Annotated in this window: 20 protein-coding genes; 10 read left to right on the forward strand and 10 right to left on the reverse strand. The window is 73.8% G+C overall.

Annotated elements, in window-relative coordinates:
* Positions 1 to 54: 54 nt before the first annotated feature.
* Positions 55 to 948, forward strand: coding sequence for a helix-turn-helix domain-containing protein (locus ACBR40_RS31655; protein ID WP_371251122.1), 894 nt, complete (start codon positions 55 to 57; stop codon positions 946 to 948).
* Here ACBR40_RS31655 and ACBR40_RS31660 read toward each other — a convergent pair.
* On the reverse strand, positions 939 to 1,844 hold the full coding sequence (locus tag ACBR40_RS31660) for a TAXI family TRAP transporter solute-binding subunit (RefSeq protein WP_344204842.1): 906 nt from the start codon (positions 1,842 to 1,844) through the stop codon (positions 939 to 941). The two genes, ACBR40_RS31655 and ACBR40_RS31660, sit on opposite strands and share 10 nt — an antisense overlap.
* A 26-nt stretch (positions 1,845 to 1,870) precedes the next feature.
* Between ACBR40_RS31660 and ACBR40_RS31665 the strand changes: the two genes are divergently transcribed.
* Complete coding sequence (locus ACBR40_RS31665) at positions 1,871 to 2,605, forward strand: Mut7-C RNAse domain-containing protein (RefSeq protein ID WP_344204843.1); 735 nt, start codon at positions 1,871 to 1,873, stop codon at positions 2,603 to 2,605.
* 45 nt (positions 2,606 to 2,650) lie between these two features.
* Entirely contained in the window at positions 2,651 to 5,221 is a 2,571-nt protein-coding gene (locus tag ACBR40_RS31670; protein ID WP_371251123.1) for a BTAD domain-containing putative transcriptional regulator, read from the forward strand.
* A 5-nt stretch (positions 5,222 to 5,226) separates the two neighbouring features.
* On the opposite strand, the gene urtE is transcribed toward ACBR40_RS31670, so the two are convergent.
* From urtE to urtA, 5 genes are read right to left on the reverse strand one after another with little or no spacing between them, the layout of a single operon-like run.
* A complete protein-coding gene (gene urtE / locus ACBR40_RS31675; RefSeq protein ID WP_371251124.1) occupies positions 5,227 to 5,919 on the reverse strand; it encodes an urea ABC transporter ATP-binding subunit UrtE in 693 nt (230 codons plus the stop codon).
* Positions 5,894 to 6,646, reverse strand: coding sequence for an urea ABC transporter ATP-binding protein UrtD (gene urtD / locus ACBR40_RS31680; protein WP_371251125.1), 753 nt, complete (start codon positions 6,644 to 6,646; stop codon positions 5,894 to 5,896). Before urtD ends, urtE begins: the two co-directional genes overlap by 26 nt.
* Entirely contained in the window at positions 6,630 to 7,661 is a 1,032-nt protein-coding gene (gene urtC / locus ACBR40_RS31685; RefSeq protein WP_371251126.1) for an urea ABC transporter permease subunit UrtC, read from the reverse strand. Before urtC ends, urtD begins: the two co-directional genes overlap by 17 nt.
* Positions 7,658 to 8,506 (reverse strand): urea ABC transporter permease subunit UrtB, encoded by an 849-nt coding sequence (gene urtB / locus ACBR40_RS31690; protein WP_329582820.1) that lies wholly within the window; start codon positions 8,504 to 8,506, stop codon positions 7,658 to 7,660. Before urtB ends, urtC begins: the two co-directional genes overlap by 4 nt.
* Positions 8,506 to 9,711, reverse strand: coding sequence for an urea ABC transporter substrate-binding protein (urtA, locus tag ACBR40_RS31695; RefSeq protein ID WP_344204850.1), 1,206 nt, complete (start codon positions 9,709 to 9,711; stop codon positions 8,506 to 8,508). The genes urtB and urtA overlap by 1 nt, the downstream gene beginning before the upstream one ends.
* 198 nt (positions 9,712 to 9,909) lie before the next feature.
* Here urtA and ACBR40_RS31700 point away from each other — a divergent pair, with 198 nt between their 5' ends.
* Genes ACBR40_RS31700 through ACBR40_RS31730 form a run of 7 tightly spaced genes read left to right on the forward strand, consistent with a single transcriptional unit; the run spans position 9,910 to position 14,835 of the window.
* Positions 9,910 to 10,212, forward strand: coding sequence for an urease subunit gamma (locus tag ACBR40_RS31700; RefSeq protein ID WP_329582825.1), 303 nt, complete (start codon positions 9,910 to 9,912; stop codon positions 10,210 to 10,212).
* Positions 10,209 to 10,520: an urease subunit beta gene (locus ACBR40_RS31705; RefSeq protein ID WP_344204851.1), complete on the forward strand. Its 312-nt coding sequence runs from the start codon at positions 10,209 to 10,211 to the stop codon at positions 10,518 to 10,520. Before ACBR40_RS31700 ends, ACBR40_RS31705 begins: the two co-directional genes overlap by 4 nt.
* Positions 10,513 to 12,222 carry an urease subunit alpha gene (locus ACBR40_RS31710; RefSeq protein WP_344204852.1) on the forward strand — a complete coding sequence of 570 codons (1,710 nt, stop codon included), beginning with the start codon at positions 10,513 to 10,515 and terminating at the stop codon, positions 12,220 to 12,222. The genes ACBR40_RS31705 and ACBR40_RS31710 overlap by 8 nt, the downstream gene beginning before the upstream one ends.
* Positions 12,223 to 12,229: 7 nt before the next feature.
* Complete coding sequence (locus ACBR40_RS31715; protein ID WP_371251127.1) at positions 12,230 to 12,892, forward strand: urease accessory protein UreF; 663 nt, start codon at positions 12,230 to 12,232, stop codon at positions 12,890 to 12,892.
* Positions 12,893 to 12,906: 14 nt separating this feature from the next.
* The gene (ureG, locus tag ACBR40_RS31720; protein WP_371251128.1) at positions 12,907 to 13,581 is read left to right on the forward strand and encodes an urease accessory protein UreG; all 675 of its coding nucleotides are present in this window, start codon (positions 12,907 to 12,909) and stop codon (positions 13,579 to 13,581) included.
* Between the two features lie 14 nt (positions 13,582 to 13,595).
* Positions 13,596 to 14,354 carry an urease accessory protein UreD gene (locus ACBR40_RS31725; protein WP_364451184.1) on the forward strand — a complete coding sequence of 253 codons (759 nt, stop codon included), beginning with the start codon at positions 13,596 to 13,598 and terminating at the stop codon, positions 14,352 to 14,354.
* Positions 14,355 to 14,358: 4 nt separating this feature from the next.
* Positions 14,359 to 14,835 carry a hypothetical protein gene (locus tag ACBR40_RS31730; RefSeq protein WP_371251129.1) on the forward strand — a complete coding sequence of 159 codons (477 nt, stop codon included), beginning with the start codon at positions 14,359 to 14,361 and terminating at the stop codon, positions 14,833 to 14,835.
* A 4-nt stretch (positions 14,836 to 14,839) separates the two neighbouring features.
* Here ACBR40_RS31730 and era read toward each other — a convergent pair whose 3' ends face one another.
* From era to ACBR40_RS31750, 4 genes are read right to left on the reverse strand one after another with little or no spacing between them, the layout of a single operon-like run.
* The gene (gene era, locus ACBR40_RS31735) at positions 14,840 to 15,748 is read right to left on the reverse strand and encodes a GTPase Era (RefSeq protein WP_344204857.1); all 909 of its coding nucleotides are present in this window, start codon (positions 15,746 to 15,748) and stop codon (positions 14,840 to 14,842) included.
* 14 nt (positions 15,749 to 15,762) lie between these two features.
* On the reverse strand, positions 15,763 to 16,242 hold the full coding sequence (locus tag ACBR40_RS31740; RefSeq protein ID WP_344204858.1) for an NUDIX domain-containing protein: 480 nt from the start codon (positions 16,240 to 16,242) through the stop codon (positions 15,763 to 15,765).
* Between the two features lies 1 nt (position 16,243).
* Positions 16,244 to 16,561, reverse strand: coding sequence for a cytidine deaminase (locus ACBR40_RS31745; RefSeq protein WP_344204859.1), 318 nt, complete (start codon positions 16,559 to 16,561; stop codon positions 16,244 to 16,246).
* Positions 16,562 to 16,585: 24 nt separating this feature from the next.
* Positions 16,586 to 17,242, reverse strand: coding sequence for a hypothetical protein (locus ACBR40_RS31750; RefSeq protein WP_344204860.1), 657 nt, complete (start codon positions 17,240 to 17,242; stop codon positions 16,586 to 16,588).
* Between the last annotated feature and the right edge of the window lie 231 nt (positions 17,243 to 17,473).

The following is a 17,473-nucleotide window of genomic DNA, read 5'->3' on the forward strand; positions in this document are numbered from 1 at the left end:
GGTGCACTTGACAGGGACACCCTCCGGGGCGCCGCTCGGCCTACGATCGACGGCGTGGAGAGTTTCGGAGCGTTTCTGAAGAGCCGGCGTGACCAGGTGACGCCGGCCGCGATCGGTCTGCGCACCTTCGGGACCGCCCGCCGGGTCCCCGGTCTGCGGCGCGAGGAGCTCGCCCAGCTCGCGGGGGTGAGCGTCGGCTACTACACGCGCCTGGAGCAGGGGCACGCGGACACCGCCTCCGAGCAGGTGCTCGACGCGCTGGCGCGGGTGCTGCGGCTCGACCCGGTCGAGACCGTGCACCTGCACAACCTCGCCCGGCAACCCGCGCGGCCCGGCCTCTCGGAACCGCCGCCGGAGGAGCCGCACCCGCGGGTCCTCGCGCTCCTGCGCTCCCTGGCGGACGCGACGCCGGCGATCGTGCTCGGCCGCCGGGGCGACGTGCTCGCCTGGAACCGCGCCGGTCACGCGCTCGTCGCCGAGCACCTTCCCTTCGACGCGCCGTGGGAGCCGGCGGGCCGCCCGTCCGTCCCGCGGATGTTCTTCCTCGACCCGCTCACCCGCGACCTGCACCACAACTGGGACGAGCTTGCCCGCGTCCACGTCGCCTACCTGCGGCTCACCGCCGGGCGGTTCCCCACGGACGCGCGCCTGGCGGAGCTGATCGGCGAGCTCACGATGCGCAGCGACGCGTTCGCGACGATGTGGGCGGCCGGCGAGGTCGCCGACTGCACCGTGGGGGCCATGCGCCTGCGGCACCCCACCGTCGGCGCCGTGAACGTCACCTACCAGGTCTGGCTCCAGCCCGAGAGCCCGGACCACCGGCTGGAGTTCTACACCCCGGACGACCCGGGCTCCGCCGACGCCCTGCGCCTCCTGGCCCACCAGAGCCGGGCACTGGAAGAGTCTCAGCCCAGCTCCGCCCTTTCTCTCCAAGGACCTCAGCCGTAGACCGACCGGTAGTACCGGATCGCGCCCGGGTGCAGCGGCACCACCCCGGTGCCGATGGCGTAGCGCGGGTCGAGCCGCCCGCCGGGCGCGGACGGCGCCTGGAGCCGGTCACGGGCCCTGAACACCGTCTCGACCACCGTGTACGCCACGTCCTCCCCCAGCGACGCCCGGCACATCAGGTAGCTGGGCGTCCCGACGGTGGCCACCGGCCCGGCCGCGCCGTACGCGCCGGCGGGGACGGTGCCGTGCTCGTACACGGGGCCGAACTCCCGCCGCAGCACCGTCACCATGGGGTCCAGCGGCACGAGCCGGATCCCGCCGGCCGCCTCAAGCGCGGGCGTCGGCACCCCGCCCGACCAGAAGAACGCCTCCACCTCCCCGGCCCGCAGCGCCGCGATGGACGCGTCCAGCTCCAGCCGGACGAGCTCGGGCGGGCGGGCGAGCCCGGCCGCGGCGAGCACGCGGGTGGCGGTCACCGCGGTGCCCGACCCCTCCGCCCCGATCGCGACCCTGCGCCCGGCGAGGCCGCCGACGGCGGCGATCCCGGACCCGGCGGGCACGACGAGGTGGACGTAGTTCATGTAGACGCGGCCGAGCGCCGCGACCGCCTGGTGGCGTACCCGGATCGCGTCGTCGGCGGTGTCGGCCAGCGCGAAGCCGACGTCGGCCCGCCCGTCGGCCATCATCGTCAGGTTCTGCACGCTGGCCGCCGTGGACAGCACCCGTACGCGGAGCCCGTCCCGCCGCAGCTCCCCTGCCAGGCGGTCGCCGAGCTGCCCGTACGCGCCGCCGGTCTGCCCCGTGACCAGCCGCAGCTCGGCCTCGGGCGGGCCGCCGCCCGAGCAGGCGGCCGCCGCCAGGGGCAGCGCGAGCAGCGACCGGCGGGTAATGGACATGAACTCACGTTATCCGCCGGAGCAGAATGGACCTTGTGACCACCGCTCGCCTGCGCATCGCCCCAGAGCTGAGGATGTTCCTGCCCGTGAGCCGCCGCCAGGAGTGGCACGAGGTGACGCCGGACGGCACCTCCACCCTGGGCCACCACGTGGAGTCCACCGGCGTCCCGCTGACCGAGGTGGGCCAGCTCACCGTGGCCGGCCGCCCGGTGCCCTTCTCCTACCAGCTCGCGCCCGGGGACGTGGCGGAGGTCCCGCCCAAGCCCCGGCCCCAGCGCCTGCCCGACGACCCCCGCTTCCTGCTGGACGTGCACCTCGGCACCCTGGCCCGCCGCCTGCGCCTGCTCGGCGTCGACGCCGCCTACCACAACGACATGGACGACCCCTCGCTCGTGGCGCAGGCCAACGCCGAGCGCAGGGTCCTGCTCACCCAGGACCGCGGCCTGCTGCGCCGCCGCGCGCTGTGGCTCGGCGCGTACGTCCGCGGCTCCGACCCCGCCGACCAGCTGCACGACCTCCTCGACCGCTTCTCGCCGCCCCTGCGCCCGTGGTCGCGCTGCACGGCCTGCAACGGCGAGCTGGACCCGGTCGACAAGCAGGAGATCTCCCGGCAACTGGAGTCGGGCACCAGGCGCAGCTACGACGCCTATGGCCGCTGCCGCGACTGCGGCCAGGTCTACTGGCGCGGCGCCCACAGCGGCCGGCTGGAGGAGATCGTGCGCTCGGCCCTCGCCTGGACCGGCGGCTCGGCGCCGGGTTGACCTTTCCGGGTAGCCGGAGCTCCAGGGGCCTGATAAGGAAGGGCGGTGGAATTCCGCATCATGGGGCCGCTGGAGGTCCGGGACGCCGACGGCGCGGACCGCACCCCGGCCGTGCCCAAGCACCGGGATCTGCTGGCGATGTTCCTGCTCAACGCCGGCCGGCCGCTCACCGCCGAGCGGCTGCGGCGGCTGCTGTGGCCGCGCGAGGGCGGTGAGCGCTCCGACTCGCTGATCCGCGGCTACGTCGGGCAGCTCCGCAAGCTCATCGGCCAGGACACGATCGCGACCGTCTCCGGCGCGTACGCGCTGCACCTCGGCGACGGCCGGCTCGACGTGGACCGGTTCCGGCTGCTGGTGGGCGAGGGCGCGTACGAGGAGGCTCTGGGCCTGTGGCGCGGGGAGGCGCTGGAGGACCTGGACCCCGACGGCGTGCGGTGGGTGGAGACGCGGCGGCTGCGCGAGGAGCTGGAGGAGCTGCGGCTGCTGGCCCTGGAGCGGCGGGTCCAGGCCGACCTGGACGCCGGACGGCACCGCGAGCTGCTGGCGGAGCTGCGTCAGCTCACCAAGCGGTATCCGCTGTGGCAGCGCTTCCGCGGCCAGTACATGCTGGCGCTCTACCGGAGCGGGCGGCGGGTGGACGCGCTGGCCGCGTACGCGGTGCTGCGCGACCGGCTCGACGGCGGGCACGCGATCGAGCCGGACCCCGAGCTGCAGCTCCTCTACCACCGCATGCTGCACGACGACGTGTCGCTGCACGTCTCGGCCGGCCCGCCGGTGCTGCTGCCGCCCGACGTGGCCGACTTCACGGGCCGCGAGGACCTGCTGAGCGAGGTGGTCGGCGGGCTGGTCGTGGTGCACGGGCAGGCGGGGGCGGGCAAGTCGGCGCTGGCGGTGCACGCGGCCTGGCGGGCCCGCGAGCGTTTCGGCGACGGCATCCTGTACGCCGACCTGCGCGAGACCACGACCCCGGCCGCCGTCCTGGAGGACTTCCTGCGCTGGCTCGGCTGCCCCGCGCAGGCCATCCCGGCCGGGCTGGAGCAGCGCGAGCGATTGTTCCGCGCCTACACCGCCAACCGGCGGCTGCTCGTGCTGCTGGACAACGCCGTCGGCGAGGCGCAGGTCCGGCCGTTGCTCAGCGCCTGCCCGACGGTCGTGACCAGCCGTTCGCCGCTCGGCGGGCTGCCGGGCGCGCGGCGGCTGTCGGTGGGCGTCCTCGACGACGCGGCGGCGCTGGAGCTGCTGGCCAGGAGCTCGGGCCGGGCGGGCGACGACGGGCTGCGCGGCCTGGCCCGCTTCTGCGGCGGCCTGCCGATCGCGCTGCGCATCGCGGGCTCGCGCCTCGCGGCCCGCCCCGAGTGGACCGTCGGCTACCTGGTCCGCCTGCTGGAGGACGAGCACGAGCGGCTGGACCGGCTGCACGCCGGCGACCTGGCGGTGCGCAGCGTGTTCGCGATCGGGTTCGACGGGCTGCCGGAGGCGGCCAGGCGCACGCTGCGCGGCCTCGGCGCGCTGTCGGCCCCCGACTTCGCCGACTGGGTGACCGACCTGCTGGGCGGCCAGGCCGAGGCGCTGGTGGACGCGGGGCTGCTGGAGACGCACGGCGTGGACGTGGCGGGCCAGGTCCGCTACCGGCTGCACGACCTGACCCGGCTGTTCGCCCGCGAGCGGCCGGTGCCCGAGGTGCTGCCGCGGCTCGCGGAGGTGGTGCTGGAACGGGTCCGCGCCTCCCGCTTCCAGCTGGTGTCCGGCGATCCCGCGACGACCGTGGCGACCCGCGACATCCGCGAGTCGGTGGAGTGGCTGGCGGCCGAACGTGGCTTCCTGGTGAGCCTGGTGGCCGACCTGCACGCGGCCGGCCTCGACGAGCCGTGCTGGCGGCTCGCGCACCTGCTGGCGCCCTACCTGGAGCGGCAGCGCTTCCTGGACGACTGGCGGGCCGTCACCTCGCTCGCGCTGGTGTCGGCGCGGCGCTCCGGCGACGGCGAGGGGCTCGTCCTGCTGGATTTGGGCGATCTGCACCTGGCCGAGCGGGACTGGGCGCGGGCCGAGGAACTGCTGCTCGCGGCGCTGGCGAAGCTGGCCGGACAGCCCAGGGAGAGCGCCCGCGCCACCCGCAGGCTCGGCCGGGTGCACCTGGAGCTGGGCCGGCTGGAGGAGGCCGAGCGCACGCTGCTGGCCTGCCTTTCGCGGGCGGAGAACCAGCGCGACGCGGCCGACGCCGAGCAGGCCCTCGGCATGGTGCTGCGCCGCGCGGGACGCCTGGACGAGGCCGCCGACCGGCTGACCGCCGCCGTGGACCGGCTGGCCGCGCTGGGCGACCGGCACCGGCAGGCCGACACGCTGCTGGAGCTCGCGGCGGCGCGCCTCGCGCAGGGGCGCAAGCCGGACGCCCGCGCCGCCGCCGAGCAGGCGAGAAGCCTCGCGGTACGCCTCGGCGACCGGCTGCTCGACGCCCACGCCCTGCTGGCCCTCGCCCGGGTGGGCCGGGCGGAGGGCGCGGCCGGGCGGGCCGGCGAGCTGGCGAGGGCGGCGCTGGAGATCTTCGACAGGACGGGCGAGCGCCGGGGCGCCGCGAACGCCCGCAGCCTGCTCGCCCTCCTGGGCTCCTCCGCGTAAGCGGCCTACACCGCCAGCAGCCTGCGTACGTCGTCGCGCCGCAGCTCCTCGGCGCCCCCGGTGCGGACGACGTGCCCGGCGTCGAGGATGACGAACCGGTCGGCGAGCCGCAGCGCGATGTCCAGATACTGCTCGACGAGCAGCACCGCCAGCCCGGCGGCGTGCAGCCGCTCGATGGCCGCCTCGATCTCCAGGATGATCGACGGCTGGATGCCCTCGGTCGGCTCGTCCAGGATGAGCATCCGGGGGCGGGTGACCAGGGCGCGGGCCATCGCGAGCTGCTGCTGCTGGCCGCCGGACAGGTGCCCGGCGCTCCGCCTGAGCATGGGCTTGAGCGCCGGGAACAGGTCCAGGGCCTCGTCCACGGCCTCCTTCGGCTGCTTGGCGGCCTCGACGGTGACCAGCAGGTTGCCGAGCACCGAGAGCTGGGGGAAGCACTGGTGGCCCTGGGGGACGTACCCCATGCCGAGCCTGACCCGCTCGTGCGGCTTCAGTCCGGTCACGTCGCGGCCGTCGAAGGCGACCGTGCCGGCCGTGGCGGGCAGCACGCCCATGACGGTGTTGAGCAGGGTCGTCTTGCCGACGCCGTTGCGGCCCATCACGCAGACGAGCCGGCCGGGCTCCACCTCCAGCGACACTCCGAACAGCACGTGCGCCCGTCCGTACCCCGACTCAAGTCCGTTCACCGACAGCAGCATCGCTCGGCCTCCTCCCGAGATAGACCTCCTGCACCCGCGGGTCGGCGCTGACCTGCTCCACCGAACCCTCCACGAGCACCTTGCCCTCGTGCAGCACGGTCACGGTGGACGCGTGCCGCCGCAGGAACTCCATGTCGTGCTCGACCACGATCACCGTGTGGTCCGCGGCGATCTCGGTGAGCAGCCGGCCGGTGCGCTCGCGTTCGTCGCCGGACATGCCGGCCACCGGCTCGTCCAGCAGCAGCAGCCGCGGCCGCTGCGCCAGCAGCATCCCGATCTCCAGCCACTGGCGCTGGCCGTGCGAGAGAACGCCCGCTGAACGTTCGGCGAGCTCTTCGAGCCCGGTCCTGGCCAGGGCCTCGGCGACGGTCTCGGAGACGCCGCGGCGCCGCCGGGCGAGCGACCAGAGCGGGCTGCGGAAGCCGGCCGCCAGGTCGAGGTTCTCCAGGACGGTCAGCTCCTCGAACACCACCGACGTCTGGAACGTCCGGCCGACGCCGAGCCGGACGATCTGATGCTCCTTGCGGCCTGCCAGGTCGTGGCCGGCGAAGCGCACGCTGCCCGCCACCGGCCGGGTCAGCCCGGTGATCACGTCGATCAGCGTGGTCTTGCCCGCGCCGTTCGGCCCGATGAGGAAGCGCAGCTCGCCCTCGGGGACCGTCAGGTCCACGCCGTCGAGCGCCCGGTAGCCGTCGAACTCCACCCGCACGTCACGCAGTTCGAGCACGGCGCACCCTCCCGAGCAGTCCGGCGATCCCCTTGGGGGCCAGGGTCATGACCAGGATGAACAGCGCGCCCTGCAGGTAGAGCCAGCCGTCGGCGAACTGCTCGCTGAAGGCGGTCTTGGCGTAGCCCATGACGACCGCGCCCAGCACGGCCCCCGCCAGGGCGTGCCGCCCGCCGACCGCCACCGCGACCACCAGCTCCAGCGACGGCACGACGCCGAGCAGCGCCGGCGAGATGATGCCGACGACCGGCACGAACAGCGCGCCCGCCAGCCCGGCCATGCCGGCCGAGATCGCGAAGGTGACGGTCTTGACGAGGGCCGGGTCGTAGCCGAGGAAGCGCACCCGGTCCTCGCCGTCGCGCACCGCCACCAGCAGCCGGCCGAAGCGGCTGTTCACGAGCTGCCGGGTGGCCAGGTAGAGGACGCCGAGCACGCCCGCGGTCACCAGGTAGAGCCCGCGCTGCGTGGAATCCTCGGCGAGGTCCTGGCCGAACAGCTCGAAGAAGTTCGTCATGCCGTTGGTGCCGCCGGTCAGCCCCTGCTGACCGACCAGCAGGATGACCAGGGCGGCGGCCAGCGCCTGGGTGAGGATCGCGAAGTACGCCCCGCGCACCCGCTGCCGGAACACCAGCGTGCCGAGGACCGCCGCGAGCGCCATCGGCCCGAGCACGGCCATCGCGAGCGCGAGGACCGGGCTGGCGAACGGCGCCCACAGCGCCGGCAGCTCCTCCACGCCGCTCCACACCATGAAGTCCGGCAGCCCGCCGGGCCCGGCCTCGGTGAGCTTGAGGTACATCGCCATCGCGTAGCCGCCGAGCCCGAAGAAGACGCCCTGCCCGAGGGTGAGCATGCCGCCCTTGCCCCACGCCAGCCCGATGCCGAGCGCGACGATCGCGTAGCACAGGTACTTCGCCAGCAGGCCCAGCCGGAACGGCTCCAGCAGCAGCGGCGCGGCGACCAGCGCCACCACGGCGACGGCGGCGAACGGCAGGTTGCGCCGGATCAGCCCTTTCATGTGAGCACCCGCGATCGGAGCACGAACATCCCCTGCGGGCGCACCTGGAGGAACGCGATGATCACGGCGAACACGATCACCTTCGCCAGCGAGGCGTCCGACCAGAACTCGGCGTAGGAGTTGAGCAGGCCGAGCCCGGCCGCCGCGAGCACCGCCCCGCGCAGCTGCCCGAGCCCGCCCGCGACCACCACGAGGAAGGCGTCCACGATGTAGTACGTGCCGAGCCCCGGCCCGACCGGCCCGATGAGGGTGAGCGCCACCCCGGCCACGCCGGCCAGCCCGGACCCGACGAAGAACGTCAGCATGTCCACCCGCCCGGTGTCGATCCCGCTGGTCGCGGCGAGCCGCCGGTTCTGCACCACCGCCTGCGTACGCCGCCCGAGCGCGGTCCGGTTGAGGTAGACCCAGACCGCGACCACGCCGGCGACGGCCAGCGCCATGATGAACAGCCGGTTGTAGGGCAGGATGCCGACGCCCCCGGCCAGCCAGGAGGGCGCGGGCACCTGCACGTTGGGCGCGCCGAACAGGTCGCGGGCGAGCTGCTGCAGCACCAGGCTGACGCCCCAGGTGAGCAGCAGCGTGTCCAGCGGGCGGCCGTAGAAGTGGCGGACGGCCGCGCGTTCCAGGACCAGCCCCATGGCCCCGGCGACGAGGAACGCCGCCGGGAGCGCGAGCACGAGGTCGCCGATGAGGAACGCGGTGTACGCGCCCGCCATGATGAACTCCCCGTGCGCCATGTTGATCACGCCCATCTGGCCGAACGTGAACGTCAGCCCGAGCGCCACGAGCAGCAGCACCGCCCCGATGGACAGCCCGATGGGAAGCTGGTTGACGAAGGCCGTCATCAGGAGGCCGCCAGCCCGGCCGCCCAGGGGTAGCCCTTCAGGTACGGGTCGGGCTTGATCGGCTCGCCGGAGTCCCACACCTGCTTGATCAGCCCGTCGGGCTGGATGATGCCGATGCGGGCGGTCTTGTACAGGTGCTGGTTCTCGCCGTCGATGGTGACCTTGCCCTCGGGGCGGTCCAGCGAGATGCCGGGCGCGGCCTTCTTCACCGCCTCGACCTCGGTGGTGCCGGCCTTCTTGACGGCCTCGGCCCACAAGTAGACGGCGTTGTAGCCGGCCTCCATCGGGTCGGAGGTGACCTTGTTCGCGCCGTACTTGGCCTTGTACGCCTTGACGAACGCCTCGTTGGCCGGGGTCTCGGTGGTCTGGTAGTAGTTCCAGGCGACCGGGTGGCCGGCGATGTTGTCCACGCCGATGCCCGTGACCTCCTCCTCGGCGACGCTGACCGACAGCACGGGCATCGTCTCGGCGGTGACGCCGGCGCTCTTGAGCTGCTTGAAGAAGGCGACGTTGCTGTCGCCGTTGAGGGTGTTGAACACGGCGTCCGGCTTGGCCTGGACGACCTTGTTGACGAGGGTCGAGTATTCGGTGTGGCCGAGCGGGGTGTACTCCTCGCCGAGGACCTCCATGCCGTTGGCGGCCGCGTACGCCTTGATGATCTTGTTGGCGGTGCGCGGGAAGACGTAGTCGCTGCCGACCAGGAAGACCTTTTTCTTGCCCTGCTCCTTCAGGTAGTCGAGGCCGGGGATGATCTGCTGGTTGGTGGTGGCGCCGGTGTAGAAGATGTACGGCGAGCTCTCCAGGCCCTCGTACTGCACCGGATACCACAGCAGCGCCTTGTAGCGCTCGAAGACCGGGAGCATGGCCTTGCGGCTGGCGGAGGTCCAGCCGCCGAAGACGGTGGCGACCTTGTCCTGCCTGATGAGCTTGGTGGCCTTCTCGGCGAAGGTCGGCCAGTCGGAGGCGCCGTCCTCGGCCACGGGGACGAGCTTCTTGCCGAGCACCCCGCCCGCCCGGTTGATCTCGTCGATGGCCAGCAGCTCGGCGTCGCGTACGGTGACCTCGCTGATCGCCATCGTGCCGCTGAGCGAGTGGAGGAGGCCGACCTTGATCTCCTGGGCCTCGGCGGCCGGCTGGGCGTTGGATCCGCAGGCCGCTAAGGCCAGGACGAGGGCTCCTGAGACAATCGGGCGGGAGATGCGCACGGCGGTTCCTTCCTGCCGACCGGTTCTGCGAGAAAGGTGACCCCGGCGCGTTTCGCGCTCGGATCCCGGGCGTTAATACGCCTTTGCCGGATCTTCACAAGTGCACATAACCCGTCATGTGCGCCTTCTCCGCAGCGCGAAACAGACCCGACATCCCCCGGCAACGGCGGCGAAACCCCCGGTTCCTATGGTCCGGCCATGCGGCTTACCTCACACGAGCAGGAACGGCTGCTCATCCACGTCGCCGCCGGGGTGGCGCGCGAGCGGCAGGCCAGGGGCCTGCGGCTCAACCACCCCGAGGCCACCGCCGTCATCGCCTCGTTCCTCATGGAGGGCGCCAGGGACGGGCGCACCGTGGCCGAGCTCATGGAGGCCGGCCGCGCGGTGCTGAGCCGGGCCGACGTCATGGAGGGCGTGCCGGAGATGCTGGAACGCGTGCAGATCGAGGCCACGTTCCCCGACGGCACGAAGCTCGTGACCGTGCACAGGCCGATCCCGTGATCCCCGGCGAGTACGCGCACCCCGAGGGCTCCCACCCGCTCAACCCCGGGCGCGAACGGACGACGCTGCGCGTGGTCAACACGGCAGACCGGCCGGTCCAGGTGGGCTCCCACTACCACTTCGCGGCCGTCAACCCGGGGCTGGAGTTCGACAGGAAGGCGGCGTGGGGGATGCGGCTGGACGTGCCCGCGGGCACCGCGATCAGGTTCGAGCCGGGCGTCGAGCGCGACGTCACGCTCGTGCCGCTGGCCGGCGGCCGGATCGTCCCCGGGCTGCGTCCCGAGTGGGCGGGGCCGCTCGATGGCTGACCTCTCGCGGGCCCGCTACGCCGCGCTCTACGGCCCCACCACCGGCGACCGGATCCGGCTGGCCGACACCGACCTGTTCATCGAGGTCACCGAGGACCTGTCGATGGGCCCGGCGGGCGCCGGCGACGAGGCCGTGTTCGGCGGCGGCAAGGTCATCCGCGAGTCCATGGGGCAGTCGCGCGCCACCCGCGCCGAGGGCGCGATGGACCTCGTCATCACCGGCGCGGTCATCCTCGACCACTGGGGCGTGATCAAGGCCGACGTCGGCATCCGCGACGGCCGCGTCCACGGCCTCGGCAAGGCCGGCAACCCCGACACCATGGACGGCGTGGACCTCGTCATCGGCCCGTCCACCGAGATCCTGTCCGGCAACGGCAAGATCCTCACCGCCGGGGCCGTCGACTCGCACGTCCACCTGATCTGCCCGCAGCTCCTCGACGAGGCCATCGGATCGGGCGTCACCACGATCGTCGGCGGCGGCACCGGACCCGTGGACGGCACCAAGGCCACCACCGTGACCGGCACCTGGTATCTCGGCCGCATGCTGGAGTCGCTCGACTCCTACCCGCTGAACTTCGCGCTGCTCGGCAAGGGCAACACCGTCAGCGCCGAGGGCCTGCTGGAGCAGTTGCGCGCCGGCGCCTCCGGCTTCAAGCTGCACGAGGACTGGGGCACCACCCCGGCCGCCATCGACGCCTGCCTGCGGGTGGCCGACGCGACCGGCGTGCAGGTGACGATCCACACCGACACCCTGAACGAGGCCGGGTTCGTCGAGTCGACGCTCGCCGCCATCGGCGACCGGATGATCCACGCCTACCACACCGAGGGCGCGGGCGGCGGCCACGCCCCCGACATCATCCGCGTCGCCGCCTACCCCAACGTGCTGCCCTCCTCCACCAACCCCACCCGGCCGCACACCGTCAACACGCTCGACGAGCACCTCGACATGCTGATGGTCTGCCACCACCTCAACCCGTCGATCCCCGAGGACCTCGCCTTCGCCGAGTCGCGCATCCGGCCCACGACGATGGCCGCCGAGGACGTGCTGCACGACATGGGCGCGATCTCGATGATCGGCTCCGACTCGCAGGCCATGGGCCGCATCGGCGAGACGATCATCCGCACCTGGCAGACCGCGCACGTCATGAAGACCCGCCGCGGCCGGCTCGGCGACGGCCCCGCGGACAACCTGCGGGCCCGCCGCTACGTCGCCAAATACACCATCTGCCCGGCCGTCGCCCACGGCCTGGACGGCGAGGTCGGCTCCGTCGAACGCGGCAAGCTCGCCGACCTCGTCCTGTGGGACCCGGCGTTCTTCGGCGTCAAGCCGGACCTCGTGCTCAAGGGCGGCGTGGTCGCCTGGGCGCAGATGGGCGACGCCAACGCCTCCATCCCGACGCCGCAGCCGGTGCTGCCACGGCCCATGTTCGGCGCCTCACCGGTCACCGCCGCGGCCACCTCGCTGCACTTCGTGGCGCCGATGGCGCTGGAGTCGGGGCTCGCCGACCGGCTCGCCGTGCGGCGGCGGCTCGCTCCGGCCGCCGACGTACGCCGGCGCGGCAAGTCCGCCATGCCGCTCAACGACGCCCTGCCGAGGATCGAGGTGGCGGCCGACACGTTCGAGGTGCGGGTCGACGGCGAGCTCATCGAGCCCGCCCCGGCCGTCAGCCTGCCCATGGCCCAGCGTTACTTCCTGTTCTGATGACCTCATGCTGAGTCCAGGTCTGCTGCTGCTCGCCGACTCCCGCCTGCCGGCCGGCGGCCACGCGCACTCCGGCGGCGCCGAGCGGGCGATCGCGTCGGGGGCGGTGCACGACGTGCCGTCCCTGGAGGGGTTCCTGCGGGGCCGCCTGCACACGGCGGGCGCGCTGGCCGCCGCCCTCGCCGCCGCCGCGCACGCCGCCGCCGAGCGTCCCGGGTGGGAGCTGCTGGACGAGGAGGCCGACGCCCGCACCGCCTCCCCCGCCCAGCGGGCGGCGTCCCGTACGCAGGGCCGCCTGCTGCTGCGGGTCGCCCGCCGGGTGTGGCCGGCCGAGGCTCTGGAGGAGCTGGCGCGGCGGACGCCGAGCCCGCACCACCCGGTCGCGCTCGGCGTGGCCGCGTACGCCGCCGGGGCCACGGCCGGGGAGGCGGCGCTGGCGGCGGCGTACCACGCGGTCAGCGGCCCGGCCACGGCGGCGGTCCGGCTGCTCGGCCTGGACCCGGTCGCCGTGCACGCCCTGCTCGCCGCCCTCGGCCCCGACCTCGCGGCGGTGGCCGGACGGGTGCACCCGCCCGGCTCATGGGCGGAGCTGCCCGCGTGCTCGGCCCCGGCCCTGGACCTGCTCGCCGAGCAGCACGCCAGGGCCGAGATCCGGCTGTTCGTCTCCTAGGAAGGACCCTTCACATGGGCGCTCGACACGACGACCACCACCACGCTCCCGACGGCCACGGCCGGGCGCTGCGCCTCGGCGTGGGCGGCCCCGTGGGCAGCGGCAAGACGGCCCTGGTGGCCGCGCTGTGCCGGACGCTCGGGCCCGTCATGTCCCTGGGCGTGGTGACCAACGACATCTACACCACCGAGGACGCCGACTTCCTGCGCCGCGCGGGCGTGCTCGACCCCGAGCGCATCCTCGCCGTCGAGACCGGCTGCTGCCCGCACACCGCCATCCGCGACGACATCGCGGCCAACCTCGACGCCGTCGAGACGCTCGAAGATCGGTTCGGGCCGCTCGACCTGGTCATCGTGGAGAGCGGCGGCGACAACCTCACGGCCACGTTCAGCCGCGGGCTCGCCGACCGGCAGATCTTCGTCCTCGACGTGTCGGGCGGCGACAAGGTGCCGCGCAAGGGCGGACCCGGCGTCACCACCGCCGACCTGCTGGTGATCAACAAGACGGACCTGGCGCCGATGGTGGGCGCCGACCTCGGCGTGATGGACCGCGACGCGGCCGCCGTACGCGGCGAGCGCCCGGTCCTGTTCACCTCGATCCGCGAGCAGCCGTCGGCGGACGCGGTCGCGGGCTGGGTCAGCGACCAGGTGACCACCTGGTCCCACGCGCACGCCGCCCCCGCCTCCTGATGCGTGCGGCCGGGATGCGTGCCGCCGCGGCCGTGGGGACGGCGCTCGGCCCCGGCGGGCGGACCGTGCTGCGGCGGCTGGCCTCGGCGCCGCCGTTGACGCTGCGCCAGACCGGCCCGCACACCGTGCACCTGGTCTCGACGGCGGCCGGTCCGCTCGGCGGTGACCGCCTGTGGCTGGACCTGGACGTCGCTCCCCGTACGACGCTGGAGCTGGCGTCGGTGGCCGGCACGCTGGTCCTGCCCGGCACCGGAGAGTCGGAGCTGCTGGTCACCGCCCGGGTCGGCGCGGGCGCGCGGCTCCGCTTCGTCCCCGAGCCGACGGTGCTCGCCGCGGGCTGCGCGCACCGGCTGATCGTCCGCCTGGAGCTGGAGCCGGAGGCGAGCGTGCTGTGGCGCGAGGAGATCGTGCTCGGCCGGCACGGCGAGCGGCCCGGCCGCTGCCGCACCCGCTTCGACGCGACCCTCGCCGGCCGCCCGCTGCTGCGGCAGGAGCTCACGCTCGGCGATCCCGGCCTCGACGCCTCCCCGGCGGTGCTCGGCGGGGCGCGCTGCCTCGGCACCACGTTCCTCACCGCCACCGCGAAGGAGCCCCTGGTGTCCGACGGGCTCGCGGTGCTGCCGCTGGCGGCGTCCGGCACGGTGGTCTCGGCCCTCGCCACGGACGCGGTGGAGCTGCGCGCCCGCCTGGAACGCGGGGAGCGCGCGGTGTCCGGAGATGGTGACGACACTGTCGCAGGCCGTGGCGGTGGCGCGCGGCCCGGCATACCCTGATCGTGTGGCCGAAGACCTGCAGCTCGTCCGCCGCCCCGGCCGCGGCTACCCGCTGGCCGTGACCGTCGTCGCGGCGCTCCTGGTGTTCTGTGCGATCCTGCCCTGGGCCGGCGTCGAGGCCAGGATCGGCGTGCTCGGCGCCGGGGTGTCGGGCGACGTGCGCGGCATCGACGACGGGCTCGGCGTCTATGCCCTGCTGGCCGGGCTGGCGGCGCTCGCCTGCGGGCTCGCCGGGCTGCTGGCGCATCCGCGCCTCGCCGCCCTGGCCGTGCTGCCCGGCGGGCTGGCCGTGGCCGCCACCCTGATGTTCCAGCTGCAGGGGGGCGGCGTGCGGGACCGGATCTCGGTGGACCTCGGCCTGCTGTCGGTCTCGCCGGTGATCAGGGCCGGCTGGTTCGCCACGCTGGCCTGCGCGCTCGCGCTCGTCGTGCTCGGGGTCCTGGCGCTGGTCAGGAGGGCCAGGCCCGCAGGCCGGTCGTAGCAGGTCAGTCGTAGAAGCCGAGGCGGCGCAGCTGCTTGGGGTCGCGCTGCCAGTCCTTGGCCACGCTGATGCGCAGGTCGAGGTAGACGCGGGTGCCGAGCAGCGCCTCGATCTGCTTGCGGGCCTTGGTGCCCACCTCGCGCAACCGCTCGCCCTTGTGCCCGATGACGATGGCCTTCTGCGAGGGCCGTTCGACGAACATGTGGGCGTAGATGTCGAGCAGGTCGTCACGCCCCTCGCGGGGCAGCATCTCGTCGACGACCACGGCGATGGAGTGGGGCAGCTCGTCGCGTACGCCCTCCAGCGCGGCCTCCCTGATGAGCTCGCCGACCAGCACCTGCTCGGGCTCGTCGGTGAGGGTGCCGTCCTCGTAGAGCGGCGGCGACTCCGGCAGGTGCTTGATCAGCACGTCGCCGACGACGTCGAGCTGCTCGCCGGACTGCGCCGAGACCGGCACCACGTCGGCGAACTCCGCGATCTGCGACACCGCGAGCAGCTGCTCGGCGATCTGCTCGCGCGAGGCCAGGTCGCACTTGGTGACCACGGCCACCACCGGCGTCTTCTTCACCGCCGACAGCTTGTCGGCGATGAACCGGTCGCCCTTGCCGATCGGCTCGTTGGCCGGCACGCAGAAGCCGATCACGTCCACCTCGGTCAGCGTGGACAACACCAGGCTGTCCAGCCGCTCGCCGAGCAGCGTGCGCGGGCGGTGCAGGCCGGGGGTGTCCACGATGACGAGCTGGGCGTCGGGACGGTGCACGATGCCCCTGATGGCGCGCCTGGTGGTCTGCGGCTTGGAGGAGGTGATCGCCACCTTGGAGCCGACCAGGGCGTTCATCAGCGTGGACTTGCCGACGTTCGGCCTGCCCACGAAGCAGGCGAATCCGGCGCGATGGCTGTCTGGCGAGGTCACCTCTGCATTCTGTCCTATCGGCGGGCGTGTTCACGCCACCAGGCGAACGCCTCGGGCGCCGCCAGCGGCATCCAGGCGGTGGTGTCGAGGCCGGCCAGCTCCTCCTCCCTCACCCACCGGCACTCGTTGATCTCGTCGCCGTCGGGCTCGGGGTCGCCGGAGACGATCACGCAGGCGTAGCCGGCGATGACGTAACCGACCTGGTGGCCGTTGGGGTAGCGGACGCGGAACTCCGGGCCGCCGTAGACGCCGACCAGGCCGCGTACCTCGATCTCGATGCCGAGCTCCTCGCGCAGCTCGCGCGCCACGGCGTCCTGGGGGCGCTCGTCGGGGTCGACGCCGCCGCCGGGCGCCGCCCACAGGCCCACGTCGCCGTGCCTGGCCACCAGCAGCCGCCCCGTCCCGTCGAAGACGAACCCGGTCACCGAGGGCAGCATGAGCAGGTCGCCGCCCACCTTCTCGCGCAGCCTGGCGAGGAACGGGGACATCGGCATGTCAGCTCCGCAGCGTGCCGTCGGGGCCGGCCACGAGCAGCGTCGGCACGCCCAGCTCGGCGGCCACGGCCCGGTCGGCGTCGCCCGGCTCGCCCTCGGTCACCACCGCGACCGCCTCCAGGGACCGCGCGCCGCTGGAGATGGCCATGGCCACCGCGACCTGCACGGCCGAGAGCGAGAGCGCGGCCAGCTTGACGTCGGTCGCCGAGTAGGTGCGCCCGGTCTCGTCGCGCACTGCGGCGCCCTCGGCCGAGCCGTTGCGCGCCCGCGCGGCCCGCGCCAAGGTGATGATCTTGCTGTCTTCAGGGTCGAGAGTCACGCGCTCTAGATTAGGCGCCCCGGATCAGGTGCCGGCCATCGCCATGGCCGCCTCGACCACCTGCCTGGTGCGTGCCGGGTCCACGTCGTTCATGCCCGTGTGCACCACCGACACGAGCGTGTCGCCCACCCGGGAGAAGACCACGTCCAGCGCGTACGGATACCCGTGCAGCCGCCCCTGCAGCCGCGCGCCGACGGCGTCGTCCCCGGCGGCCTCCGGCGGCAGCTCGCTCAGCCACAGGTCGGTCCCCGACGAGGTGCGCACCACCTGGCACTCCCTGCGGGCCCTGTCCAGCTCGTCGAGGTGCGCCCCGGCCTCCCCGCCGGCGTACCGGGCCAGGCCCACCCCGGCCTGCTCCCCCAGTCCGTCGCCCTGGTAGCTGACCGCCGCCTGCGCGGTGAGCGCCTGGCCGGGCGCGTGCCCGGCGGCCGGCTCCAGCAGCGCGCGGCAACTGCGCTGCGCCGGGCCGAACGGCATCCGCCACGCCTGGTCGGGCCGGGCCGTGAAGCCGTCGGGCAGGCTCGGCTCCTTGCTGAGCGCCTCACGCAGCTGCGCCATGGCGCGCGGGTCGATGAAGCTCTCCCCGCCTCCGCCGCCGCAGCCCGCCAGCGCGCCCGTGAGCACTCCGGCGAGCGCCCAGGCGAGCAGGGCCGTGGCGGCGGTCCTCCGTCTTCGTCTCATGATTCCCCCAGCGCGGAAAATGCCCTGGGCGCTCACCAGGGGATCTCGGCGACACGCAAAAAGGGTGTCCTCATCCGGTATGCCGGACAAGAACACCCTTTACGCCGACCAGCGCCTCAGCCGGCCGCCCGGCCGGGACGCTGTCGTCCCCCCTGGAGTCGTCCTCCCGCCGCGAACCCCACCCGGCGTTCGGACGCCTCCCCCTTGACACCCACCGCACTGGATGTCGTG

Origin of the sequence: Nonomuraea sp. AD125B, from assembly GCF_041402765.1 — a bacterium.
Lineage (GTDB): Bacteria > Actinomycetota > Actinomycetes > Streptosporangiales > Streptosporangiaceae > Nonomuraea > Nonomuraea bangladeshensis.